Annotated in this window: 25 protein-coding genes, 3 tRNA genes, 1 rRNA gene and 1 other annotated feature; of the genes, 19 read left to right on the top strand and 10 right to left on the bottom strand. The window is 56.7% G+C overall.

Features of this window, described 5'->3' with window-relative positions:
* Window positions 1-54: 54 nt before the first annotated feature.
* The 8 genes from csrA (at window position 55) to luxS (ending at window position 4,346) form a co-directional block, all read left to right on the top strand.
* On the top strand, window positions 55-240 hold the full coding sequence (gene csrA / locus QOL81_RS14425) for a carbon storage regulator CsrA (RefSeq protein ID WP_004091602.1): 186 nt from the start codon (window positions 55-57) through the stop codon (window positions 238-240).
* Between the two features lie 310 nt (window positions 241-550).
* Window positions 551-643: transfer RNA gene (locus QOL81_RS14430), tRNA-Ser, on the top strand.
* 3 nt (window positions 644-646) lie between these two features.
* Window positions 647-723 (top strand) — tRNA-Arg (locus QOL81_RS14435).
* Between the two features lie 52 nt (window positions 724-775).
* Window positions 776-852 (top strand) — tRNA-Arg (locus tag QOL81_RS14440).
* Between the two features lie 175 nt (window positions 853-1,027).
* Window positions 1,028-1,594, top strand: coding sequence for a fructose-1-phosphate/6-phosphogluconate phosphatase (gene yqaB / locus QOL81_RS14445; protein WP_060425323.1), 567 nt, complete (start codon window positions 1,028-1,030; stop codon window positions 1,592-1,594).
* Window positions 1,591-2,019 (top strand): YqaA family protein, encoded by a 429-nt coding sequence (locus tag QOL81_RS14450; RefSeq protein WP_004932520.1) that lies wholly within the window; start codon window positions 1,591-1,593, stop codon window positions 2,017-2,019. The genes yqaB and QOL81_RS14450 overlap by 4 nt, the downstream gene beginning before the upstream one ends.
* A gap of 82 nt (window positions 2,020-2,101) precedes the next feature.
* Window positions 2,102-3,664, top strand: a complete 1,563-nt coding sequence (gene gshA / locus QOL81_RS14455; RefSeq protein WP_049200284.1) for a glutamate--cysteine ligase — start codon at window positions 2,102-2,104, stop codon at window positions 3,662-3,664.
* A 166-nt stretch (window positions 3,665-3,830) separates the two neighbouring features.
* Entirely contained in the window at window positions 3,831-4,346 is a 516-nt protein-coding gene (gene luxS, locus QOL81_RS14460) for an S-ribosylhomocysteine lyase (protein ID WP_019455133.1), read from the top strand.
* Window positions 4,347-4,412: 66 nt separating this feature from the next.
* Here the strand turns inward: luxS and QOL81_RS14465 are convergent, their stop codons facing one another.
* Window positions 4,413-5,702, bottom strand: coding sequence for an HlyC/CorC family transporter (locus tag QOL81_RS14465; protein WP_038871814.1), 1,290 nt, complete (start codon window positions 5,700-5,702; stop codon window positions 4,413-4,415).
* 42 nt (window positions 5,703-5,744) lie between these two features.
* Window positions 5,745-6,536 carry a cytochrome C assembly family protein gene (locus QOL81_RS14470; protein WP_004932506.1) on the bottom strand — a complete coding sequence of 264 codons (792 nt, stop codon included), beginning with the start codon at window positions 6,534-6,536 and terminating at the stop codon, window positions 5,745-5,747.
* Window positions 6,537-6,705: 169 nt separating this feature from the next.
* On the opposite strand from QOL81_RS14470, the gene ffh reads away from it, so the two are divergent.
* The 5 genes from ffh to rplS all read left to right on the top strand — a co-directional run bounded on the left by ffh (window position 6,706) and on the right by rplS (window position 10,322).
* Window positions 6,706-8,067 carry a signal recognition particle protein gene (gene ffh / locus QOL81_RS14475; RefSeq protein WP_004932504.1) on the top strand — a complete coding sequence of 454 codons (1,362 nt, stop codon included), beginning with the start codon at window positions 6,706-6,708 and terminating at the stop codon, window positions 8,065-8,067.
* 214 nt (window positions 8,068-8,281) lie between these two features.
* A complete protein-coding gene (gene rpsP / locus QOL81_RS14480) occupies window positions 8,282-8,530 on the top strand; it encodes a 30S ribosomal protein S16 (RefSeq protein WP_004932501.1) in 249 nt (82 codons plus the stop codon).
* An 18-nt stretch (window positions 8,531-8,548) separates the two neighbouring features.
* Window positions 8,549-9,097 carry a ribosome maturation factor RimM gene (rimM, locus tag QOL81_RS14485; RefSeq protein WP_019455135.1) on the top strand — a complete coding sequence of 183 codons (549 nt, stop codon included), beginning with the start codon at window positions 8,549-8,551 and terminating at the stop codon, window positions 9,095-9,097.
* Window positions 9,098-9,149: 52 nt separating this feature from the next.
* Window positions 9,150-9,917 (top strand): tRNA (guanosine(37)-N1)-methyltransferase TrmD, encoded by a 768-nt coding sequence (gene trmD / locus QOL81_RS14490; protein ID WP_004932485.1) that lies wholly within the window; start codon window positions 9,150-9,152, stop codon window positions 9,915-9,917.
* Between the two features lie 48 nt (window positions 9,918-9,965).
* The gene (rplS, locus tag QOL81_RS14495; RefSeq protein WP_015376707.1) at window positions 9,966-10,322 is read left to right on the top strand and encodes a 50S ribosomal protein L19; all 357 of its coding nucleotides are present in this window, start codon (window positions 9,966-9,968) and stop codon (window positions 10,320-10,322) included.
* A 142-nt stretch (window positions 10,323-10,464) separates the two neighbouring features.
* Here the strand turns inward: rplS and QOL81_RS14500 are convergent, their stop codons facing one another.
* From QOL81_RS14500 to QOL81_RS14515, 4 genes are all read right to left on the bottom strand, one after another.
* Window positions 10,465-10,692 (bottom strand): ogr/Delta-like zinc finger family protein, encoded by a 228-nt coding sequence (locus tag QOL81_RS14500; protein WP_016929021.1) that lies wholly within the window; start codon window positions 10,690-10,692, stop codon window positions 10,465-10,467.
* A gap of 65 nt (window positions 10,693-10,757) precedes the next feature.
* Window positions 10,758-11,273 (bottom strand): lysozyme, encoded by a 516-nt coding sequence (locus tag QOL81_RS14505; protein WP_038871806.1) that lies wholly within the window; start codon window positions 11,271-11,273, stop codon window positions 10,758-10,760.
* Entirely contained in the window at window positions 11,257-11,478 is a 222-nt protein-coding gene (locus QOL81_RS14510; RefSeq protein ID WP_038871804.1) for an HP1 family phage holin, read from the bottom strand. The genes QOL81_RS14505 and QOL81_RS14510 overlap by 17 nt, the downstream gene beginning before the upstream one ends.
* Window positions 11,479-11,728: 250 nt before the next feature.
* Window positions 11,729-12,493 carry a DUF481 domain-containing protein gene (locus QOL81_RS14515; protein ID WP_047728881.1) on the bottom strand — a complete coding sequence of 255 codons (765 nt, stop codon included), beginning with the start codon at window positions 12,491-12,493 and terminating at the stop codon, window positions 11,729-11,731.
* Window positions 12,494-12,999: 506 nt separating this feature from the next.
* Here QOL81_RS14515 and QOL81_RS14520 point away from each other — a divergent pair.
* Both QOL81_RS14520 and tyrA read left to right on the top strand, forming a co-directional pair.
* The gene (locus QOL81_RS14520) at window positions 13,000-14,076 is read left to right on the top strand and encodes a 3-deoxy-7-phosphoheptulonate synthase (RefSeq protein ID WP_038871801.1); all 1,077 of its coding nucleotides are present in this window, start codon (window positions 13,000-13,002) and stop codon (window positions 14,074-14,076) included.
* A 3-nt stretch (window positions 14,077-14,079) separates the two neighbouring features.
* On the top strand, window positions 14,080-15,201 hold the full coding sequence (gene tyrA / locus QOL81_RS14525; protein WP_100396071.1) for a bifunctional chorismate mutase/prephenate dehydrogenase: 1,122 nt from the start codon (window positions 14,080-14,082) through the stop codon (window positions 15,199-15,201).
* Between the two features lie 62 nt (window positions 15,202-15,263).
* Here tyrA and pheA read toward each other — a convergent pair whose 3' ends face one another.
* From pheA to bamD, 4 genes are all read right to left on the bottom strand, one after another.
* Window positions 15,264-16,421 (bottom strand): bifunctional chorismate mutase/prephenate dehydratase, encoded by a 1,158-nt coding sequence (pheA, locus tag QOL81_RS14530; protein ID WP_060425327.1) that lies wholly within the window; start codon window positions 16,419-16,421, stop codon window positions 15,264-15,266.
* Window positions 16,422-16,463: 42 nt separating this feature from the next.
* Window positions 16,464-16,590 (bottom strand) — a sequence feature (Phe leader region).
* Complete coding sequence (locus QOL81_RS14535) at window positions 16,542-16,589, bottom strand: hypothetical protein (protein WP_101428074.1); 48 nt, start codon at window positions 16,587-16,589, stop codon at window positions 16,542-16,544. Its footprint overlaps the feature before it by 48 nt.
* A gap of 122 nt (window positions 16,591-16,712) precedes the next feature.
* Window positions 16,713-17,054: a ribosome-associated translation inhibitor RaiA gene (gene raiA / locus QOL81_RS14540; protein ID WP_004932457.1), complete on the bottom strand. Its 342-nt coding sequence runs from the start codon at window positions 17,052-17,054 to the stop codon at window positions 16,713-16,715.
* Window positions 17,055-17,366: 312 nt separating this feature from the next.
* The gene (bamD, locus tag QOL81_RS14545; protein WP_089185496.1) at window positions 17,367-18,098 is read right to left on the bottom strand and encodes an outer membrane protein assembly factor BamD; all 732 of its coding nucleotides are present in this window, start codon (window positions 18,096-18,098) and stop codon (window positions 17,367-17,369) included.
* A 131-nt stretch (window positions 18,099-18,229) separates the two neighbouring features.
* Here bamD and rluD point away from each other — a divergent pair, with 131 nt between their 5' ends.
* The 4 genes from rluD to QOL81_RS14565 all read left to right on the top strand — a co-directional run.
* A complete protein-coding gene (gene rluD, locus QOL81_RS14550; RefSeq protein ID WP_283439894.1) occupies window positions 18,230-19,207 on the top strand; it encodes a 23S rRNA pseudouridine(1911/1915/1917) synthase RluD in 978 nt (325 codons plus the stop codon).
* On the top strand, window positions 19,207-19,938 hold the full coding sequence (gene yfiH, locus QOL81_RS14555) for a purine nucleoside phosphorylase YfiH (protein ID WP_169318064.1): 732 nt from the start codon (window positions 19,207-19,209) through the stop codon (window positions 19,936-19,938). The genes rluD and yfiH overlap by 1 nt, the downstream gene beginning before the upstream one ends.
* 130 nt (window positions 19,939-20,068) lie before the next feature.
* Window positions 20,069-22,642: an ATP-dependent chaperone ClpB gene (clpB, locus tag QOL81_RS14560; protein WP_169318065.1), complete on the top strand. Its 2,574-nt coding sequence runs from the start codon at window positions 20,069-20,071 to the stop codon at window positions 22,640-22,642.
* A 512-nt stretch (window positions 22,643-23,154) separates the two neighbouring features.
* A 16S ribosomal RNA gene (locus QOL81_RS14565) occupies window positions 23,155-23,268 on the top strand; the annotation flags it as partial.

Consider the following 23,268-nt stretch of genomic DNA (forward strand, 5'->3'; position numbering starts at 1 on the left):
TAATGACGGGGAAACTGAGAGACCCGACTCTTTTAATCTTTCAAGGAGCAAAGAATGTTAATTCTGACTCGTCGAGTTGGTGAAACCCTCATGATTGGCGATGAGGTTACGGTCACTGTGCTAGGGGTAAAAGGCAACCAGGTGCGTATTGGTGTGAACGCCCCCAAAGAGGTTTCGGTTCACCGTGAAGAAATCTATCAGCGCATTCAGGCAGAGAAGTCTCAGCAGACGACTTACTGATTCCGAAGCAGCGTCTCGTTGCCAGACGAGACGCTACTGCATCGTTTTACCCACTTCTTTCGTTCTCCCCTCTCTTTTTCGTGATTATTTTCCCGGTTAGTTTTCTGCTTTGTTGCTACAGACGCTGCGGTTGCCTGTTGATAAAACGCCCTTTTTGCCGTGAAATCGCCCATGTTGGGTGCGAATTGTGCAAACGCGCATGAGTTGGGAAAAATTGTTTGACTTAAAAGTCGGAGAAAGTAATATGTGCGCCACGCAGTGCCGATGAGCTTCTCTAAAGCAAGTTAGGCGCAATTCGAAAGAAGCGTTTGGTGAGGTGGCCGAGAGGCTGAAGGCGCTCCCCTGCTAAGGGAGTATGCGGTCAAAAGCTGCATCCGGGGTTCGAATCCCCGCCTCACCGCCATTTGCATCCGTAGCTCAGCTGGATAGAGTACTCGGCTACGAACCGAGCGGTCGGAGGTTCGAATCCTCCCGGATGCACCATTCTTTAAGTCTGGCTTCATTAGCGAAGCAGGCAAGCAGTAAAAATAGTAATGCATCCGTAGCTCAGCTGGATAGAGTACTCGGCTACGAACCGAGCGGTCGGAGGTTCGAATCCTCCCGGATGCACCATCTAAGAGAAACCCGCTTCGGCGGGTTTTTCGCTTTTCAGCATTTAGCCATTCTCTCTCCCCCGTCCTCCTTTGCGCCCGATCGGGCACAGCACATTCCGTTATGACGCAGTCAGCGACAACCCAACGGCTTTACGCTAAAGTAGTTTTCTTTCCTCAACGATCATGGAGTAACGATGTACGACCGCTATCAGGGTCTTATTTTCGACATGGACGGCACGATTCTGGACACCGAGCCAACGCACCGCAAAGCGTGGCGTGAAGTGCTGTCCCGTTATGGCATGACGTTTGATGAAGCGGCCATGGTGGCGCTGAGCGGTTCACCGACCTGGCGCATCGCCCAGGCGATTATCGCCAGCCATCAGGCCGATCTCGATCCCCATCACCTGGCCGCGGAGAAAACCCGCGCGGTGGAAGCGATGCTGTTGGACAGCGTGCGTCCATTGCCGCTGATCGAGGTGGTGAAGTCCTATCACGGCCGCCGTCCGATGGCGGTCGGTACCGGCAGCGAGCACCGCATGGCGGAAATGCTGCTGCGTCATCTCGGCCTGTTCAACTGCTTCGACGCGATCGTCGGTGCGGACGACGTGCAGCGCCACAAACCGGAGCCGGACACCTTCTTGCGCTGTGCCGAACTGATCGGCGTGCCGCCGGAAAAATGCCTGGTGTTTGAAGACGCCGATTTCGGCATTCAGGCGGCGAAAAGTGCCGGTATGGCTGTGGTAGACGTCCGTACGCTGTGAGTAGTACGCTAGCCGTAATATCGTTATTTGGCAGTAGCTTCCTCAGTGCGACGCTGCTGCCGGGAAATTCAGAAATCGTTCTGGTCGCCTTGCTGACCCAGAGTCGCGTCTCGCCGGAGTTGCTGGTGCTGGCCGCGACTCTGGGCAACACGCTGGGTGGCTTGACCAATGTCATTATCGGGCGCCTGTTACCGGCGTTGAAACCACAGCGGGGGCTGGCAACGGCGCTTGGGTGGCTGCAACGCTTCGGCCCGGCTGCGCTGCTGCTCAGCTGGGTGCCGGTGGTGGGCGATTTGTTGTGCGTGTTGGCAGGTTGGCTGCGCATGCCCTGGGGCTCTGTCGCGCTGTTTCTGTGTATCGGAAAGGCGCTGCGTTACATCGTTTTGGCTATGATAACGGTACAGGGCATCGCCTGGTGGCAGTAACCAAGTGAATATAACTCAATATTCTCTCGGGTGCGGATTCAGTATGCTTACGAGTTATTGTTTTTAGAAGCGGGAGGTCAATTTGATCCCGGACGTATCACAGGCGCTTTCTTGGTTGGAAGCCCATCCCCAGGCATTAAAAGGTATTCGTCGTGGCATCGAGCGTGAAACGCTGCGGGTCACGCCGAACGGCACCTTGGCGACCACCGGGCATCCGGAAAAGCTGGGCGCGGCATTGACGCACCACTGGATCACCACGGATTTCGCCGAAGCGCTGTTAGAGTTCATTACGCCGGTTGATGACAACATCGATCACCTGCTGACGTTCCTGCGCGATATTCATCGTTACGTGGCGCGCAATATCGGCGATGAGCGCATGTGGCCGCTCAGCATGCCGTGCTTTATCGAAGCCGAGCAGGATATCGAGCTGGCGCAGTTTGGTTCGTCGAACATCGGCCGCATGAAGACGCTGTACCGCGAAGGGCTGAAGAATCGCTACGGCGCGCTGATGCAGACCATTTCCGGCGTGCACTACAACTTCTCGCTGCCGCTGGAGTTTTGGCAGGCCTGGGCCGGGGTGCAGGACGCAGAAAGCGGTAAAGAGCAGATCTCGGCGGGGTATTTCCGCCTGATCCGCAACTATTACCGTTTCGGTTGGGTGATCCCGTATCTGTTCGGCGCATCGCCGGCCATTTGTTCTTCGTTCCTCAAAGGGCGTGAGACCAATCTGCCGTTCGAGCGCACCGAGCAGGGGATGTGCTACCTGCCGTACGCCACCTCGCTGCGTCTGAGCGACCTGGGTTACACCAACAAGTCGCAGAGCAATTTGGGTATCACCTTCAACGATCTGCACAGCTATGTGGCCGGTCTGAAGCGGGCAATTGCGACGCCTTCTGAAGAGTTCGCCAAGCTGGGCGTGAAAGAGGGCGATCGCTACCTGCAGCTGAACAGCAACGTGCTGCAAATCGAGAACGAGCTGTATGCGCCGATCCGGCCGAAGCGCGTGACCCAAAGCGGCGAGACGCCGTCGGACGCGCTGCTGCGCGGCGGCATCGAATACATCGAAGTGCGTTCGCTGGATATCAACCCGTTCTCGCCAATCGGCGTGGACGCGGTGCAGGCGCGTTTCCTGGATCTGTTCCTGGTGTGGTGCGCGCTGGCCGATGCGCCGGAGATGAGCAGCGATGAACTGCTGTGCACGCGCAAGAACTGGAACCGGGTGATTCTGGAAGGGCGTAAGCCGGGCCAGACCATCGGCATCGGCTGTGGCGCCAGCCATGAACCGCTCGAAAAAGTGGGTAAGGCGCTGTTCGCCGATCTGCGTCGGGTGGCGGAAGTGTTGGACGGCGAAGCCGGCAACCGTCAATACCAGCAGGTGTGTGATGAGCTGGTTGCCGCGTTCGACGATCCTGAGTTGACCTTCTCTGCGCGCATTCTGAAGGCGATGAAGGCGGAAGGCACCGGGCGCGTCGGGTTGCAGCTGGCGGAGCAGTATCGTCAGACGTTGCTGGAAGAGCCGTTGGAAATCCTGAACGAAGCCGAGCTGGATAAAGAGCGGGAAGCCTCGTGGCAGCGCCAACGCGACATAGAAGCCAATGATACGCTAAGCTTTGAAGCGTTCCTGAAGCAAAACGGCGGAAGCTGAAAAAGAAAAAGGCCACATCAATGTGGCCAAATATGCATCTCTGATGACAGGGATGATGATAACAAATGCGCGTCTTTCACATACTCAGACTCGCAGGGTTAGAAAAGGTTTCCCGGTTAGGAAAAAAAGTTTCGAAATAAATGCTCTTTTACGAGGAGGTAGCGAAATGCCATTGCTGGATAGCTTTACCGTCGATCATACCCGTATGGCAGCTCCGGCTGTCCGCGTTGCGAAAACCATGAAAACGCCTCATGGCGATACCATCACGGTGTTTGATCTGCGCTTTTGCCGCCCGAACCTGGAAGTGATGCCCGAGCGCGGCATTCACACGCTGGAGCACCTGTTCGCCGGCTTTATGCGTGACCACCTGAACGGCCAGGGCGTGGAGATTATCGACATCTCCCCGATGGGCTGTCGTACCGGTTTCTACATGAGCCTGATCGGCGTGCCGGAAGAGCAGCGCGTAGCCGATGCGTGGAAAGCGGCGATGGCCGACGTGCTGAAAGTGACCGACCAGCGCAAAATCCCTGAGCTGAACGAATACCAGTGCGGCACTTACCATATGCACTCGCTGGAAGAAGCGCAGGAGATCGCCAAGCACATCCTGGATAACGACGTGGTGGTTAACCACAACGACGAGCTGGCGCTGCCGAAAGAGAAGCTGCAGGAACTGCATATCTAGCCGCGAGTTTCCCGCAGAGATAAAAAAAGACGCGATTTCGCGTCTTTTTTACTTTCAGGCCGGCGGTCAGTGGTGGCCGACGCTGGATTGCAGCGAGGTGATCGGCGTGACCCGCACCTGTTTGATCATGTTGCCCTGCACGTCGAGAATGTCGATATCGTAATGGCCGATACGCACCCGGGTGCCGGTTTCAGGGATCTCTTCCAGCTCTTCGAGCAGCATGCCGTTGACGGTGCGGGCCTCGCTGGCCGGCAGGGTCCAGTTGAAGGCCTTGTTCAGTTCGCGCACGTTGGCGGTACCGTCGATCAAGACCGAGCCATCGCTCTGCGGCGTGACCTCTTCCGCCAACGTTGGTGACATCGAGGTGGTGAAGTCGCCGACGATCTCTTCGAGAATGTCTTCTACCGTGACCAGGCCCTGAATGTCGCCGTACTCGTCGACCACGATGCCGACCTTCTCTTTGTTGCGCTGGAACTTCACCAGCTGCACGTTGAGCGGCGTGCCTTCAGGCACGAAGTAGATCTCATCGGCGGCGCGCAGCAGGTTCTCTTTGTTGAACTCTTTTTTCTCGGTCATCAGGCGGTAGGCTTCGCGCACGCGCAGCATGCCGATCGCGTCGTCCAGCGAGCTGCGATACAGCACGATGCGGCCGTGCGGCGAGTGGGTCAGCTGGCGCATGATCGACTTCCAGTCGTCGTTGACGTCGATGCCGACGATCTCGGTGCGCGGCACCATGATGTCGTTAACCGTCACCTTTTCCAGATCCAGCACCGAAATCAGCATGTCCTGGTTGCGTCGGGAGATTTGCGACTGGGATTCGCGCACGATAGTGCGCAGCTCATCCTTGCTGACGGCGTCGCTGATGCGCACGTTGGTGCGGATGCCGAACAGGCGCAAGGTCAGGCTGGTGATGCCGTTGAGCAGCCAGACCAGCGGGAACATCACCTTTTGCAATGGCGCCAGCAGGACGCTGCTGGGGAAGGCAATACGTTCCGGATAGAGGGCGGCGAAGGTCTTTGGCAGCACTTCGGCGAACAGCAGCACGGCGAAGGTCAGTATGCCGGTCGCGATCGCCACGCCGAGATCGCCATACAGCCGCATGCCGACGATGGTCGCCAGCGCCGAGGCGAGGATGTTGACCAGGTTGTTGCCGATCAGCACCAGGCCGATCAGCCGATCCGGTTTTTGCAGCAGCTTCTCCACCCGACGCGCCGAGCGGTTGCCCTGTTTGGACAGGTGACGCAGGCGATAACGGTTGAGCGTCATCATGCCGGTTTCGGAAGCGGAGAAGTAAGCGGAGACCACGATCATGATCACCAGGATAATGATGAGGGTCCCCGTCGACACATGCTCCAATGCAGTATTCCTTATAGAGAGGGAGAATTGAGCCGGGCTGGCTTAGCGCACCATCACCTGCTGAATCAGACGGCTGCCGAAGTAGGCGAGCGTCAGCAGGAAAGCGCCGGCGAAGCTGAACCAGACGACGCGGCGGCCGCGCCAGCCTTCATGGTAATGGCCCCACAACAGCACGATATACACGAACCAGGCCATGATCGACAGCACGGCTTTATGCACGTTCTCTTTGCTGAACAGATTATCCATGTACAGCAAGCCGGTGCACAGGGTGAGCGTCAGCAGCACCACGCCGATCTGGGTGATATGGAACATCTTGCGCTCGATGCTCATCAGCGGCGGCATGTCGGCGCTAAAGGTCAACTTCTTGTTTTTCAGAAGGTAATCGAGCCAGGCGAGCTGCAAGGCGTAGAGCGCGGCGATGATCAGGGTAGCGTAAGAGAACAGCGCCAGGCCGATATGCACCATCAGTTCCGGGCTGGCTTCCAGGTGAGTGATGAACTCGCCGGGCATGAAGCTGGCGAAGGCCAGGTTGATCATCGCGAAGCTGTAGACGATCGGCAGCAGGAACCAGCCGCGGTCGCGCGAGGCGACGAAGGTCATCACCGAGCAGATGATCAGGCTGACGATGGAGCCAATGTTCAGCAGGCTGAGATTCTGCCCGGCGCTGACGTCAAAGATGCGCTGCTGCAGCGCGATGGCATGGCAAATCAGCGCCACCACCGCCGAGACGAGGGCAAGCCGACGGTATGCGCTGTTCTTCCGCAACAAGCTGGGAATGATCAGTCCAAGGCTGAGCAGGTAGGCCATCAAAGCCACAATGGAGAAAACTGGCATAGCGTTTAATTTTGCTTCGGCGTGGTTAATTGGAGTGTCAGTATAACGTTGCGCGCGTTTCACTCCAACCTATCTCCAACGCTGAGGCAGAGATCCGCCGCGCTTCGTGTTATCATCGGCGCAATTGTGTCGCCGGAGCGGCCTGTCATTACACGTTGAGCATGAGACGATGTTTGAAAATTTAACCGATCGATTGTCGCGCACGTTGCGCAATATCAGCGGCCGCGGGCGGCTGACCGAAGAGAATATCAAGGAAACCCTGCGTGAAGTGCGCATGGCATTGCTGGAAGCGGACGTTGCGCTGCCGGTGGTGCGCGACTTCATCAACCGCGTCAAAGAGAGCGCGGTCGGCCATGAAGTCAACAAGAGCCTGACGCCGGGGCAGGAGTTCGTCAAGATCGTCAAAGGCGAGCTGATCGCCGCGATGGGCGAAGTCAACACCGAGCTGAATCTGGCGGCCCAGCCGCCGGCGGTGGTGCTGATGGCGGGCTTGCAGGGTGCCGGTAAAACCACCAGCGTCGGTAAACTCGGCAAATTCCTGAAAGAAAAACAGAAGAAGAAAGTGTTGGTGGTTTCCGCGGACGTTTATCGCCCGGCGGCGATCAAACAGCTGGAAACGCTGGCGGAAGGCGTCGGCATCGATTTCTTCCCGTCTGACGTCAAAGAAAAACCGATCGACATCGTCAATCGCGCGCTGCAACAGGCCAAGCTGAAGTTCTACGACGTACTGATCGTCGATACCGCCGGCCGTTTGCACGTTGACGAAGCGATGATGGACGAGATCAAACAGGTGCACGCGGCGATCAAGCCGGTGGAAACCCTGTTCGTGGTCGACGCCATGACCGGCCAGGACGCCGCCAATACCGCCAAGGCGTTTAACGAAGCGCTGCCGCTGACCGGCGTGGTGCTGACCAAGGTCGACGGCGACGCGCGCGGCGGTGCCGCGCTGTCCATCCGTCATATCACCGGCAAGCCGATCAAATTCCTCGGCGTGGGCGAGAAGACCGAAGCGCTGGAGCCGTTCTACCCGGATCGCGTGGCATCGCGCATCCTGGGCATGGGCGACGTGCTGTCGCTGATCGAAGATATCGAAAGCAAGGTCGACCGCGAGCAGGCGGAGAAGTTGGCCAACAAGCTGAAGAAGGGTGACGGTTTCGATCTGACCGACTTCCTGGAGCAGCTCAAGCAGATGCGCAACATGGGCGGCATGGCCAACATGCTGAGCAAGCTGCCGGGCGCCGGCCAGCTGCCGGACAACGTCAAGTCGCAGATGGACGATAAAGTGCTGGTGCGCATGGAGGCGATCATCAACTCGATGACGCTGAAAGAGCGCGCCAAACCGGAAATCATCAAGGGCTCGCGCAAGCGCCGCATCGCGATGGGGGCCGGCATGCAGGTGCAGGACGTCAACCGCTTGCTGAAGCAGTTCGACGAAATGCAGCGTATGATGAAGAAGATGAAGAAAGGCGGTATGGCGAAGATGATGCGCGGCATGAAAGGTATGATGCCGCCGGGCTTCCCAGGCCGCTGATGGGCCTCCGCACGCCGAGTGCGGGCGCTTTCAGCATTCGCCGTTCGCGGTGAAAACCGCCCGAAATTTGACAGGCTGCAAAAGTTGTCCCCTGCGATCGACGCTTTAGATTGCTTTTTGCGCCAAAATGAGTAAAATTTTCGGGCTTTTTATATTGCAACCGGGCCCCGTCCCTCAATGGGGCCCGGCTGTTTTATTAACTAAAGAGGATGTTATGGTAACAATTCGTTTGGCACGTGGCGGCGCTAAAAAGCGTCCGTTCTATCAAGTAGTAGTGACCGACAGCCGCAACGCTCGTGATGGTCGTTTCATCGAGCGCGTAGGCTTCTTCAACCCGATCGCTTCCGGTCAGGCTGAAGCACTGCGTCTGGACCTGGACCGCATCGAGCACTGGGTTGGTCTGGGTGCAACCGTTTCTGATCGCGTTCACGCGCTGATCAAAGACGCTAAGAAAGCAGCTTAATCTGTCGCGGTGGTGGCAATGAGCAAGCAACTCAAACCGGTAGCGCCTAAGCAGCCGATTGTACTCGGTAAAATGGGGTCCGCTTACGGCATTCGTGGTTGGCTCAGAGTGTTTTCATCCACCGAGAACGCCGAAAGCATTTTTGACTATCAGCCGTGGTTTATCCAGCAGGCGGGTCAGTGGCAGCATATCGAGTTGGAAGACTGGAAGCGCCACAGTCAGGATCTGATCATCAAGGTCAAAGGCATTGACGATCGGGACGCGGCGAATCTGCTGACTAATCGCGAGATTATGGTGGATTCTGAGCAACTTCCTCCGCTGGAGGGTGACGATTACTACTGGAAAGACCTGATGGGCTGCCAGGTAGTCACCACCGCCGGCTACGAGCTGGGTAAAGTCATCGATATGATGGAAACCGGCTCGAACGATGTGATGGTTGTGAAAGCGAACCTGAAAGATGCGTTCGGCATGAAGGAGCGGTTGATTCCGTTTCTTCATGGGCAGGTTATCAAGAAAGTCGATCTCACTGCCCGCGTGATTGAGGCAGATTGGGATCCTGGTTTTTGACCCCCGGATCAAACGGTCGAAGCAAGTGGAATAACGGTAAGGGGATTGGCTTGTGTTCATCGGTATTGTAAGCCTGTTTCCTGAGATGTTCCGCGCTATCACCGATTACGGGGTGACTGGCCGGGCAGTAAAAAATGGCCTGCTGAGCGTGCAGTGTTGGAGTCCTCGCGACTTCACCTACGACCGGCATCGCACCGTGGACGATCGCCCTTATGGCGGCGGCCCGGGAATGCTGATGATGGTGCAACCTTTACGGGAAGCCATTCATGCGGCGAAAGCAGCGGCAGGCGAGGGAGCAAAGGTGATTTATCTGTCACCTCAGGGGCGCAAGCTGGATCAAACCGGCGTGTGCGAACTGGCGGCCAATCAGAAGATGATTCTGGTGTGCGGCCGTTACGAAGGGATAGACGAGCGCGTAATCCAAACCGAAATTGACGAAGAGTGGTCAATCGGCGATTACGTTCTCAGCGGCGGGGAACTGCCGGCGATGACCCTGATTGATTCAGTCGCCCGTTTCATACCGGGTGTGCTGGGCCATCAGGCCTCAGCGGAGGAAGACTCCTTCGCCGACGGATTGCTGGACTGCCCGCACTATACCCGCCCAGAGGTGTTGGAAGGGATGGAAGTACCGCCGGTTCTACTGTCGGGCAACCATGCCGAGATACGTCGCTGGCGCTTAAAGCAGTCGCTGGGCCGAACCTGGCTTAGAAGACCTGAACTTCTAGAAAGCCTAGCTCTGACTGACGAGCAAGCGGTGTTGCTGGCTGAGTTCCAACGGGAACATCAGGCCAGGCAACAGGACTATGAAGGAAACGTCTGACATCAGACGGGACCGATATATCAGTTTACCTAGGGTAAGAGACATATTATGAGCAACATTATTAAGCAACTTGAACAAGAGCAGATGAAACAAGACGTACCTGCATTCCGTCCGGGTGATTCCGTGGAAGTGAAGGTATGGGTCGTTGAAGGTAGCAAAAAACGTCTGCAGGCATTCGAGGGCGTGGTTATCGCTATCCGTAACCGCGGTCTGCACTCTGCATTCACTGTTCGTAAGATTTCCAACGGCGAAGGTGTTGAGCGCGTATTCCAGACTCACTCCCCAGTAATCGACAGCATTACTGTTAAACGTCGTGGTGCCGTTCGTAAAGCTAAACTGTACTACCTGCGTGAACGTACTGGTAAGGCTGCTCGTATCAAAGAGCGTCTGAACCGCGTTAACTAACGCTGCATCCAAAAGTTAATAGTTATCAGGGGTTGGCCTATGCCAACCCCTTTTTTTATCTGAAAATCCGGCTGCCTTGCATTTGCGAGATTTGGCCACGTTGTAGCGACATTAAAAAGCCTGCATCAGCAGGCTTTTTGCATTACAGCGCGGCGGCGCTTTGTTTATGCTGATTCTCCGGCGGGTGCGGCTGCGCCGGGACAATGTCATCGCCGGGCTTGACGATCACCCGTGCAACGGATTCGTGCGTGGCGAACGTGCAGCTGCAGTTGATGTTGCGGCATTGATGGTAACGCTCTTTGGTCGATTCGCTCAGATAGCGACTGGAGCGAGTGTGGGCCACGTGACCGCATAGTGGACAGTGCATCATAAGAACCCCCCTTGAACAAATTAAGTGAAATTGTTGTGGCATCACCACTTAGGCGAGCGAGCCCGTCATGATGAGGCAATGCCTTGCAAGCACAGTGCGCGTTCCGTGGCGCGTCGCTGTTCCAGCCCCTTGTTTTTCTTTCCGTTTACGTAAACCCAACGTGGCAACTGATCGCAAGCCTGTTGCCACTGGCGCTGTTGCAGCAGCGTGACCAGCGTGGAGTGGCAGGCGGCGCTGATGCCCACGTTGAAGGCGAAGGCGATCACCGCGTCATAGGTTTCTTGTGGGAGCGTTTGCGGCAGGCAGGCGGCCATGCCACGCTCGGTGCGGCGAACATCGTCTACCAAATCCACAGCGGCTTGCCGCTCATCGATAGCCTGGCCCGGGATGACGCCGGCGGTGTGTCCAATGCCCTGTGTCCACACTCCGGCGCTGCACTGGTAAGGCGACAGGCGGCAACCTTCGAGATCGGCGATCAGCCTGAGGCCGGCTTCTGAGGTTTGCAGCTCGCCAAATGACGGTAACAGCACGGCGATGGCCAAAACGGCGGCGACGCTGCAGCGCTTAACGATTGCACTCATCGTAAATTTTCCTCCGTGATGCCGCATTGCGCTCAATAGCCTTCAAGATCTGCAGGCTTTTACGTCGGTAGTACCAGTTCACCAGAAACGTGCCGATGCCTACCGCCGCACCGACTAAAAAGGCAATGTCCTGCGGAGAGAGCCTGCCGAGCCAGGCGAGAAACAGCGCCATGGCGTAGGTGATGAATGAGGTGATTTTCTCCATAGCTTATGCTCACTTTGTTTACAGTCTCTCGGAGCTGGGGGTTATCGATGCGTTGTTGGCCACTCGCTATCGAAATCCATCATGCCACGAGGCTGTATAATAATTACTGTATATGCATACAGTATTAAGCTATTTGCTAAAGTCGTCAATGGGCGAGATGAATATTTTTAGCAGATTGTGCAAGAGAGAGCGGCGGGTATAAAAAAAGCCCATCGATGATGGGCTTCGAGAGATTCTGGGCGGGGGGAGGTTACAGGCCGTAGACCAGCGTGACCGAGGTGGTGGTATCGGTGTTTTTCGGTGCGGAGGCCGGCGGTTTGCTGTTGTAGGTCACGGTGTAGGCCACGCGCAGTGAGAAGCGATCGTTGATCGCCACGTTCAACGCGCTTTCCGAGTTCAGCGTGGTTTCCTCGTTCGCCAGCGCGGAAACGCCCTGAATGAACTTGGTGTTGTCGGTCAGCTGATAGGAATAGTTGGCCGCACCGTAGGCCAGCCCTTTGGTCGAGCGGCCGCCGCCGTGGTATTCGTCATGGCGTACGCCGGGACCAAATTCCACCCGCAGATCGCTGAGCGGCCCGTTGAGGAGTTGGCGGCCGTAACCGCCGGTCAGCGTGGAGCGCGAGTCATAACCGTTGAAACGGTCGCTCAGCCAGCTGGCCTGGCCGAACAGGTAGTTGCGATCGGTCAGGTTATAGCGCGTACGGCCACCGGCCTGGTACTTTTCGGACGAGCGCACGTTGGAGGAGGTGGTGTTGTTGGCCGCCCCCCACAGGCTATATGCCGCGTCGGTATTGAACCAGGTCATATTGGTGTTGGCCAACAGGGTGGAGCTTTGCGAGTTGCCGGACTGGGCGTTGTAGCCCGCCTGCACGTTGCCTTCGAACGGTTTCTTGGCGGTGGCCGGATCGTCCATCGCGGTGAAAAGCGTATTGTCGGCAAGGGCTGAAACACTGGTGAAAGTCGTTAAGCAACAAATATACAGCGGAAAAGCGCGACGAGCGCGAGAAGAGAGCATCTTGGATCCAGTTGTTAAGGGTGGTTATTGTTGATGACGGTCACATTATATCGGTTCACTTCGGCGACAAAAATAGCCGCCATTAGCTTAAGTTTTTAATTTTTATTCCTCATTTATTCGCTTTTCTTCTACTTAAATTCATCGCTTTCGGCGGCATTTCGTGCTGAGCCTGACGGTATCCGCTACTGTCCGTTCGTGGGCGCCGAGACGGGCGGTGTATCTTCCCTGTAAAACTAATTGTACAAATGTGTTTACGATTGGGTGTTTTGGTTCGCAGGGTGCCTAGGCGCGTTTTGATGATCCTGTAATTTTATTATATTATTGATTTAAATGAATTTAATTGTATTTTACTGATGTTTTTATACATGTTTTTTTATAAGAAAAAGCACGGTAATTTTTTATTTACGGAAATTGGATTGAAAACTTTACATTGCGTGATAAGGTAGAGCCCTGAAACGCTCAATGTTCCATTTCAACGCATAACGCCAAACGACAGGAATAGCATCATGCAAAAAGACGCGCTCAATAACGTACACATCAGTGCAGAACAGGTTCTCATCACGCCGGAGGAGCTGAAGAACCAGTTCCCGCTTAGCGCCGACGACGAAAATGAAATCGCCACCGCGCGCAACACCATCGCCAACATTTTGCAGGGGCGCGATCATCGCCTGTTGGTGGTGTGCGGGCCTTGTTCGATCCACGATCCGGATGCGGCGCTGGACTACGCCCGTCGTTTGAAAACCCTGGCGGCTGACTTGAGCGATCAGCTGTATATCGTTATGCGCGTCTATTTTGAAAAACCCAGAACCACTGTCGGCTGGAAAGGTTTGATCAACGATCCGTACATGGACGGTTCGTTTGACGTTGAAGCAGGCTTGCATATCGCGCGTCGCCTGTTGCTGGATCTGGTGGGCATGGGCTTGCCGTTGGCTACCGAAGCGTTGGATCCGAACAGCCCGCAGTACCTGGGGGACTTATTCAGCTGGTCGGCGATCGGCGCGCGCACCACCGAATCGCAGACCCACCGCGAAATGGCTTCCGGCCTGTCGATGCCGGTCGGGTTCAAAAACGGCACCGACGGCAGTCTGGGCACCGCCATCAACGCCATGCGCGCCGCCGCTATGCCGCACCGCTTCGTCGGCATCAACCAGGCGGGCCAGGTTTGCCTGCTGCAGACGCAGGGCAACCCGGACGGGCACGTGATCCTGCGCGGCGGCAAAACCCCGAACTACAGCGCCGAGCACGTTGCGGCCTGTGAAAAACAGATGCTCGAGGCGGGACTCCATCCGTCCTTGATGATAGATTGCAGCCATGGCAACTCGAATAAAGACTATCGCCGTCAGCCGGCGGTGGCCGAGTCCGTGGTGGAGCAGATCAAAGCGGGCAACCGTTCGATCACCGGCATTATGCTGGAGAGCCATCTGCATGAGGGCAATCAGTCTTCCGAACAGCCGCGTGCAGACATGCGTTACGGTGTGTCCGTCACCGACGCCTGCATCGACTGGGAGAGCACGGAAACGCTGCTGCGTCATATGCATCAGGAACTCGGCGCTGCGCTGACGGCACGCACGGGAGAAAAGTAAGTTATGGTGGCAGAACTGACCGCGCTGCGCGATCAAATCGACGAGGTGGACAAAGCGTTGCTGGATCTGCTGGCAAAACGCCTGCATCTGGTAGCGGAAGTGGGGGAGGTGAAAAGCCGCCACGGTTTACCGGTTTATGTGCCGGAGCGCGAGGCGGCGATGCTGGCCTCGCGCCGTCAGGAGGCGGAAAACCTCGGGGTGCCGCCGGATTTGATTGAGGACGTCTTGCGCCGCGTGATGCGCGAATCATACGTCAGCGAGAACGATAAAGGCTTTAAAACTCTGTGCCCACAGCTGCGGCCGATCGTCATCATCGGCGGCAACGGCCAGATGGGCCGGCTGTTCAACCGTCTGCTGACGTTGTCGGGTTATCAGGTCAGGGTATTGGATCAGGAAGATTGGCCGCAGGCGGAACAGCTGTTGGCCGACGCCGGCATGGTGATCGTCAGCGTGCCGATTCATGTGACAGAGCAGGTGATAAGCCGCCTGCCAACGTTGCCCGACGACTGTATTCTGGTGGATTTGGCGTCGGTGAAGAACCGTCCGCTGCATGCGATGTTGGCGGTGCACAACGGCCCGGTGGTGGGGCTGCACCCGATGTTCGGCCCGGACGTGGGCAGCGTGGCGAAGCAGGTAGTGGTTTACTGCGACGGCCGCCAGCCGGAGGCTTACCAGTGGTTGCTTGAGCAGCTGCAGGTGTGGGGCGCGCGGCTGCATCGCATCAGCGCGGTCGAACACGATCAGAACATGGCGTTTATTCAGGCGCTGCGGCACTTCGCCACCTTCGCCTACGGGTTGCACCTGGCGGAAGAGAACGTGCAACTGGAGCAGTTGCTGGCGCTCTCCTCGCCGATCTACCGGCTGGAGCTGGCGATGGTTGGCCGCCTGTTTGCGCAGGATCCGCAGCTGTACGCCGACATCATCATGTCGTCGGAGGAAAATGTGGCGCTGATTAAGCGTTACTACCAGCGCTTCGGCGAGGCGATAAAGTTGTTGGAGCATGGCGACAAACAGGCGTTTATCGACAGTTTCCGCAAGGTGGAGCACTGGTTCGGCGATTACGCCCAGCGCTTCCTGGTGGAGAGCCGCACGCTGTTGCGGCAGGCTAACGACAGCCGGCAGTAAAACGCGGGTGGTAAACGTAAAGGTAAGGGGTTCGGCTTGGCCGAACCCCTTTTTTTATGGTTTCAGGATGGGTTGACCGGCACCACGGTGTCGCTCGGGTAACAGCCCAGTACCTTCAGCGAGCGGGTGATTGGTGCCAGATCGCGCAGCGCTTTTTGCATCGCGTCGGCACGCAGATTGGCCTGCACATCGATATAAAACATCTCTTCCCACGGATTGCCGTTGATCGGGCGTGACTCCAGCTTGGTCATGATGATGCCGTTGTCGCGCAGAACCAGCAGCGCTTCGACCAGTGCGCCGGATTGCTGGCCGGTCGCCATGATCAGCGTGGTTTTGGCCGGCACCTGTTCGGAGACGTCAATCGCTTTACGCGCCAGGACGATAAAGCGGGTGATGTTCTGCTGCTGGTTGGCAAGGTTGTGTTCCAGCACCTGCAGCCCGTACAGTGCGCCGCCGGCTTCGCTGCCCAGCGCCGCTACCTTCGGTGAATTCAGCTTGGCGACTTTCTCCATCGCGGCGGCGGTGCTTTCGGTGTATTCGATTTTCCAGTGCGGGAAGCGGTTCAGGAACTGGCTGCACTGCTGGAACGGCTGCGGGTGACTGTAGACGGTTTCAATCTGGCTCAAATCACTGTCGCCGGCAATCAGAACGCAGTGGTTGATCGGGTTAGTCAGCTCGCCGACGATCGACAGACTGGTGTGTTGCAGCAGATCGTACACCTCGTTAATCGAGCCGGAGCTGGTGTTCTCGATCGGCAGTATCGCGTAGTCCGCCTGGCCGGTTTCCACCTGGGTGAAGATATCCTGAAACTTCTGGCAGCCGCATTCGATCAGCTGATCGAAATGGCGGGCGGCGTATTGACGCGCCGCCAGATGTGAATAAGAGCCTTTCGGGCCGAGGAAGGCGATGCGGGCGGAGTGCTGGCTGACGGGGTTGAGCTGGTGCTGCAGCAGCGCCTGTTGGGTCAGAACGGAGTCTTCAATGATCAGTTGGAACAGGCGGGTGACGTAGAAGCCGTCCAGATCGTAAGGTTTGGCGGCGGCGATCAGCGCGTCCAGCAGGTCGCGCTCGCGTTCTTTATCGCGGATCGGGCGGTGAGAGTGCAGCTTGGTCTTGCCGACTTCGATCGCCAGCTCACGGCGTTCCGCCAGCAGGGCCAACAGTTTCAAGTCCAGTGCGCTGATGCGCTCGCGCAGCACCAATAACGGGTTGTCAGTCATAATCAGCTTCCGCCTTCAGTTCTTATTCGTTGTAAAATAGCCATAAAAAAAGCCCCCTGTTTCCAGGAGGCCTTGTTGTTCGTCTTCGCATTCTTTCTCACACGACGAAACGCCTCCCAGTCAGGGGAAGGTAAAAAAGAATGCGAAGAAAAACGGTGTGCGTGGCATGGTCTACCTAAGGTTAATGTGATCAGGTTTTAAAGTAACCGCTGGCCTTTACCCCGTCAACAAAAATACCCGACAAAAAACGCGCCCTCGGGCGCGTTTGATGCGGCAATCGCTGTCGGACGGTTATTCTTGCTCTTGCGTGACTTCCGGCACGATGTCTTTCACGCTGGCATTGCAGCGGCGCGCTTCGCCTTTGTGCTGCACCTTGTTCAGCTGGCGCTCCAGCTTGGCGATCAGCTCATTAACGGCGGTGTACATGTCATCATGTTTGGCGCTGGCGACCAGCGGGCCGTTAGGCGTGGTAATGGTAGCGTCGGCGACAAACCCCTGCGGTTCTTTAGATAAGACGATATGTGGGTTTATCAGCTGGGTCTGCCATTTTTCCAGTTTGGTGAGACGGTCTTCGACGTGATTGCGGATTGCGGGAGTGATATCCATTTGTTTGCTGGTAATGTTCAATGTCATATAACTTACCTCTCTGTCTTTCCGTCTTGGTGAATCCAGCATACCCCGCTTTTTGTTTAAATGCGTGATGTAAATCACGATTTTTTGTCACTTTTTGCAAAGTTAGTTCAATCTGTGATTCAGCATCTGAATTGGTTATCTAATGCTTGAGAGTTGCCGCCGGATGGCGCATTATCGATGAGTTGACCGGTGAGGGGCGCTAGCTAACACCGTGTTTTTACTTGTGTATTTCTCCAGTAAAAAACCGGTCCACGCCAATGAAAACGGCAGCCGAGGCTGCCGTTTTGTTTTTCTGTCGTTGCCGACACGCGGTTATTGCGGGTTGGCGGCGATCACTTTGGCCACTTTGTCAGCCTGGCCGTTCAGCTGCAGCTGCTTGTAGGCATTTTCCATCAGCGGCAACACGTCGTGCGTTGCTTTGGTATCCGGGAATTCACGCAACATCTGCTCGCCGCGATTAACGACCGCGACGTAAGCACCGCGTTTAGTGTAGTATTCCGCCACCGAAAGCTCATACTTGGCCAAACGGTCTTTCAGATACACCAAACGCTTGTTGGCGTCGGTCGCGTATTGGCTGTTCGGGTATTGCTGAATCAACTGGCTGAAGTCGCGGAACGCAGCGCGAGCGTGCTGAGGATCGCGGTCAGAACGGTCAACCCCGAAGAAGCCCTGCAGTGCGCTGTCATCGAGCGCCATGTCGGTCAGGCCGCGCATGTACATCACGTAATCGATGTTCGGGTGCGTCGGGTTCAGACGCATGAAGCGATCGATGGATGCCTGAGCCATCGGCAAGTCGGCAGCCTTATAGTAGGCGTAAATCAAATCCAGCTGGACCTGCTGGGAATACGGCCCGAAAGGATAGCGGTTATCTAACGCTTCGAGTTGCGTAATCGCGCCCTTGAAGTTACCGTCCTGCAGTTTTTGCTGCGCGGTAGCATAGATTTCCGAAGGTGGGTTGTCGGGAACCGCATCCTTGGATGTGGAGCAACCTGCCAGCGCCAGGCTCAACGTGGCTGCCGCCACCAGATATTTCATACGCGTCATGACGTTTTGATTATCCTCAGGGTGTTATTCCGGGAGACTGTCCGTTAAGCTCCCGACAAAGACCAGGTACAATAGCACATTATATTAAACGGCATCGCCGTGAAAACCCAACGTTAACGAAGAAGCTGCATATGGCACAACAAGTACAACTCACCGCAACGGTGGCCGAATCTCAACTCGGACAACGTTTAGATCAGGCTTTGGCCGAATTGTTCCCTGATTATTCACGATCTCGCATAAAAGAGTGGATCCTGGGCGATCGGGTGAAGGTCAATGGCAAAACGTCAAATAAACCGAAAGAGAAGGTGCTGGGCGGAGAGACCGTCGCCATCGATGCACAGATTGAAGAAGAGGCGCGTTGGGAGCCACAGGATATCGCGTTGGATATCGTCTATGAAGACAGCGACATCCTGGTGATCAACAAACCGCGCGATTTGGTGGTGCATCCTGGCGCCGGTAACCCGGACGGCACGGTGCTCAATGCGTTGCTGCATCATTACCCGGAAATCGCCGACGTGCCGCGTGCCGGCATCGTACACCGTCTGGATAAAGACACCACCGGCCTGATGGTGGTGGCGAAAACCGTGCCGGCGCAAACCCGGCTGGTGGAAGCGCTGCAGGTGCGTGAAATTACCCGTGAATACGAAGCGGTGGCGATCGGCACCATGACCGCCGGCGGCACGGTAGAAGAGCCTATCGCGCGTCACTCTACCAAGCGCACCCACATGGCGGTGCACCCGATGGGTAAACCGGCGGTGACGCACTACCGCATTATGGAACACTTCCGTGCGCACACCCGCCTGCGCCTGCGCCTGGAAACCGGCCGTACTCACCAGATCCGTGTACACATGGCTTACATCAGCCATCCGCTGGTGGGCGATCCGCTGTACGGCGGCCGTCCACGTCCGCCGAAAGGCGCTTCGGAAGCCTTCATCAACACGCTGCGCGGCTTTGACCGCCAGGCGCTGCACGCCACCATGCTGCGTTTGTATCATCCGATCAGCGGTATCCAGATGGAGTGGCATGCGCCGCTGCCGCAGGACATGGTCGATCTGATCAACGCGCTGAAGGCGGACACCGAAGAATTCAAAGATCAGATGGACTGGTAATGAATTCACTCATTCTGCCCGACTGGCCGTTGCCTCCCGGCGTTAAGGCCTGCAGCACCACGCGCGGCGGCGGCATCAGCCTGCCGCCTTATGACTCGCTGAACCTCGGTGCCCACGTCGGTGACGAGGAGCAAGCGGTGAAGCGCAATCGGGAGCGGTTGGTTACCGCCGCCGGCTTGCCGCAGATGCCGGTGTGGCTCGAGCAGGTGCACGGCACCCGCGTGGTGACGTTGACGGGGCAAACGCCCGCCGATCTGCGGGCGGATGCGGTGTACAGCAACGTGCCGGGGCAGGTGTGTGCCGTGATGACGGCGGATTGTCTGCCGGTGCTGTTCTGCTCGCAGAACGGCGATGAAGTGGCCGCCGCCCACGCCGGCTGGCGTGGGTTATGCCACGGCGTGCTGGAACAAACCGTGGCGGCGTTCAGCGCCGCACCGGGCCAGATCCGCGTCTGGCTGGGGCCGGCGATTGGCCCGCAGCAGTTTGAAGTCGGGCCGGAGGTGCGTGCCGCCTTTATGGCGGAAGACGCCGAAGCCGCGGCGGCGTTTATGCCGCACGGCGATAAGTTTTTGGCTAATATCTACTTACTGGCGCGCCAACGTTTGTTGCGGGCAGGCGTGCAGGCCATCTATGGCGGCGACCGCTGCACGGTTAACGAAAAGAGTCATTTTTTCTCCTATCGACGCGATGGAATAACCGGACGTCTGGCAAGTTTAATCTGGCTGATATAACCTATTGAATTAGGACGATCCAACGACGCATGGCGTTGTACCGAAAATTTAGCGTCGAGATAACCTTGAAAATTTGAGGGATGACCTCATTTAATCTCCAGTAGCAATTTCGACCCATCTTGGAGGTGTTATGCGTCTGGATCGTCTTACCAACAAATTCCAGCTTGCCCTCGCCGATGCCCAGTCACTAGCCCTTGGGCACGACAACCAGTTTATTGAACCGCTACATCTGATGAGCGCCCTGCTCAATCAGGAAGGGGGCACGGTTCGTCCACTATTAACTTCCGCAGGTATCGATGCCGGGCGCGTGCGCACCGAAATCGAACAGGCGCTGTCCCGTTTACCGCAGGTAGAAGGCACCGGTGGCGACGTTCAACCGTCCCACGAGCTGGTGCGCGTCTTGAACCTGTGCGACAAGCTGGCGCAGAAGCGCGCGGACAAATTCATTTCTTCCGAGCTGTTTGTGCTTGCGGTGCTGGAAGACCGCGGCTCGTTGACCGACTTGTTGAAAGCGGCCGGCGCAACGGCCGACAAAATCAGCAAAGCCATTGAACAAATGAGAGGCGGTGACAGCGTGGAAGACCAAGGCGCCGAAGACCAACGGCAAGCATTGAAGAAATACACCATCGATCTGACCGAACGCGCCGAACAGGGTAAGCTTGACCCGGTAATCGGCCGTGACGAAGAGATCCGCCGCACCATCCAGGTGCTGCAGCGCCGTACCAAAAACAACCCGGTGCTGATCGGTGAGCCTGGCGTGGGTAAAACCGCCATCGTCGAAGGCCTGGCGCAGCGCATCATCAACGGCGAAGTGCCTGAAGGGCTGAAGCACAAGCGCGTATTGTCCCTCGATATGGGCGCCTTGATCGCCGGCGCCAAGTACCGCGGCGAGTTTGAAGAGCGCCTGAAAGGCGTGCTCAACGATCTGGCCAAGCAGGAAGGCAGCGTTATCCTGTTTATCGACGAACTGCACACCATGGTCGGCGCCGGTAAGGCGGATGGCGCGATGGATGCGGGCAACATGCTCAAACCAGCGCTGGCGCGCGGCGAGCTGCACTGCGTCGGCGCGACTACGCTCGACGAGTACCGTCAGTATATAGAAAAGGATGCGGCGCTCGAACGTCGTTTCCAGAAAGTGTATGTGGCGGAGCCGAGCGTGGAAGACACCATCGCTATCCTGCGCGGCTTGAAAGAACGTTACGAACTGCACCACCACGTGCAGATCACCGACCCGGCCATCGTGGCGGCGGCAACGCTTTCGCACCGTTATATCGCCGATCGTCAATTGCCGGACAAGGCTATCGACCTGATCGACGAAGCGGCGTCCAGCATTCGTATGCAGATGGATTCCAAGCCGGAATCGCTCGACAGGCTTGAACGCCGCATCATTCAGTTGAAGCTGGAACAACAGGCGTTAAATAAAGAGTCTGACGACGCCAGCAAGAAACGCCTGGACATGCTCCGCGACGAGCTGGGGCAGAAAGAGCGCGAATATTCGGAGCTGGAAGAAGAGTGGAAAGCGGAAAAAGCCTCGCTCTCCGGTACTCAGAACATCAAGGCCGAACTCGAGCAGGCCAAAATCACTCTGGAGCAGGCGCGCCGCGTCGGCGATCTGGGGCGGATGTCGGAACTGCAGTACGGCAAAATTCCTGAGCTGGAGAAACAGCTCGCCGCCGCCACGCAGGCCGAAGGCAAGAGCATGAAGCTGCTGCGCAACCGGGTGACCGATGCGGAGATTGCTGAAGTGCTGGCGCGTGCGACCGGGATCCCGGTTGCCAGAATGCTGGAAGGGGAGCGTGACAAACTGCTGCGCCTGGAGCAAGAGCTGCATTCGCGGGTTATCGGCCAGGACGAAGCGGTCAGCGCGGTCTCGAATGCTATTCGCCGCAGCCGCGCCGGATTGTCCGATCCTAACCGGCCGATCGGTTCGTTCCTGTTCCTGGGCCCGACCGGGGTGGGGAAAACCGAGCTCTGCAAAGCGCTGGCTTCGTTCCTGTTCGACAGCGACGACGCCATGGTGCGTATCGATATGTCCGAGTTTATGGAGAAACACTCCGTTTCTCGTCTGGTCGGCGCGCCTCCGGGTTATGTCGGCTATGAAGAGGGCGGTTACCTCACTGAGGCCGTGCGCCGCCGGCCTTATTCGGTGATTCTGCTGGATGAAGTCGAGAAAGCGCACCCGGACGTATTCAATATTCTGTTGCAGGTGTTGGATGACGGCCGACTGACCGATGGTCAAGGTCGTACCGTCGATTTCCGCAATACCGTGGTGATCATGACGTCCAACCTGGGCTCCGATCTGATCCAGGAGCATTTCGGTCAGATGAACTATGCACAGATGAAAGAGTCGGTGATGGAGATGGTGAGTCACCACTTCCGTCCGGAGTTCATCAACCGTATCGACGAAGTGGTGGTGTTCCATCCGCTGGGCGAGAAACACATTGCTGCAATTGCCAAGATTCAGCTGTCGCGTCTGTACAAGCGTTTGGAAGAGCGCGGTTACGAAGTGACCATGACCGAACCGGCCCTGGCGCTGTTGAGCAAAACGGGTTACGACCCTGTATATGGTGCGCGTCCGTTGAAACGCGCTATTCAGCAGGAGATCGAGAACCCGCTGGCGCAGCAAATCCTGTCCGGTAAACTGATCCCCGGCAAGCTGGTCACGTTGGATGTGGAAAACGACCATATCGTTGCACGCCAATAACGGCAATCGAGCGTAATAAAGATGAAAGGGAGCGGGCGACCGCTCCCTTTTCTTTATCTTCGTTTGTCCCTATTTACAGGGTTTGCCGCTATTACTGTGCTAAAAGTGGTATTTTTTGACTAATAAACATCCTAAAAAGGCATTTCGGGTGATTATTTGAGCGATTGAAAGGTTTTTTGCAATTAGGGGTTGCGGCCCGCCGAGAACTCCCTATAATGCGCCTCCACTGACCGGGAACAACGACTGACAAGCCGCCGGGTCAGTGAGAAGAAAGCGAAATAAACGCTTGACTCTCCGGGTGAAAAGCGTAATATACGCAGCCCGCGCCGATGAGTTTCTCGGCACTGCTCTTTAACAATTTATCAGACAATCTGTGTGGGCACTCCACAAGACGATATCCAGCATCTTCGGATGCAAAAAAAATATCAAGTCTTGAAGAGTGACTAACTGAAGTAAAATTCATGCAGTAAATCTTTGAGCATCGCTTCTCGAGTGGAAGCAAATCAAGCTTTTAATTGAAGAGTTTGATCATGGCTCAGATTGAACGCTGGCGGCAGGCTTAACACATGCAAGTCGAGCGGTAGCACAAGAGAGCTTGCTCTCTGGGTGACGAGCGGCGGACGGGT

The sequence above is a fragment of the Serratia sp. CC22-02 genome (genome assembly GCF_900182895.1).
In the GTDB taxonomy this organism is placed as follows: domain Bacteria; phylum Pseudomonadota; class Gammaproteobacteria; order Enterobacterales; family Enterobacteriaceae; genus Serratia; species Serratia nevei.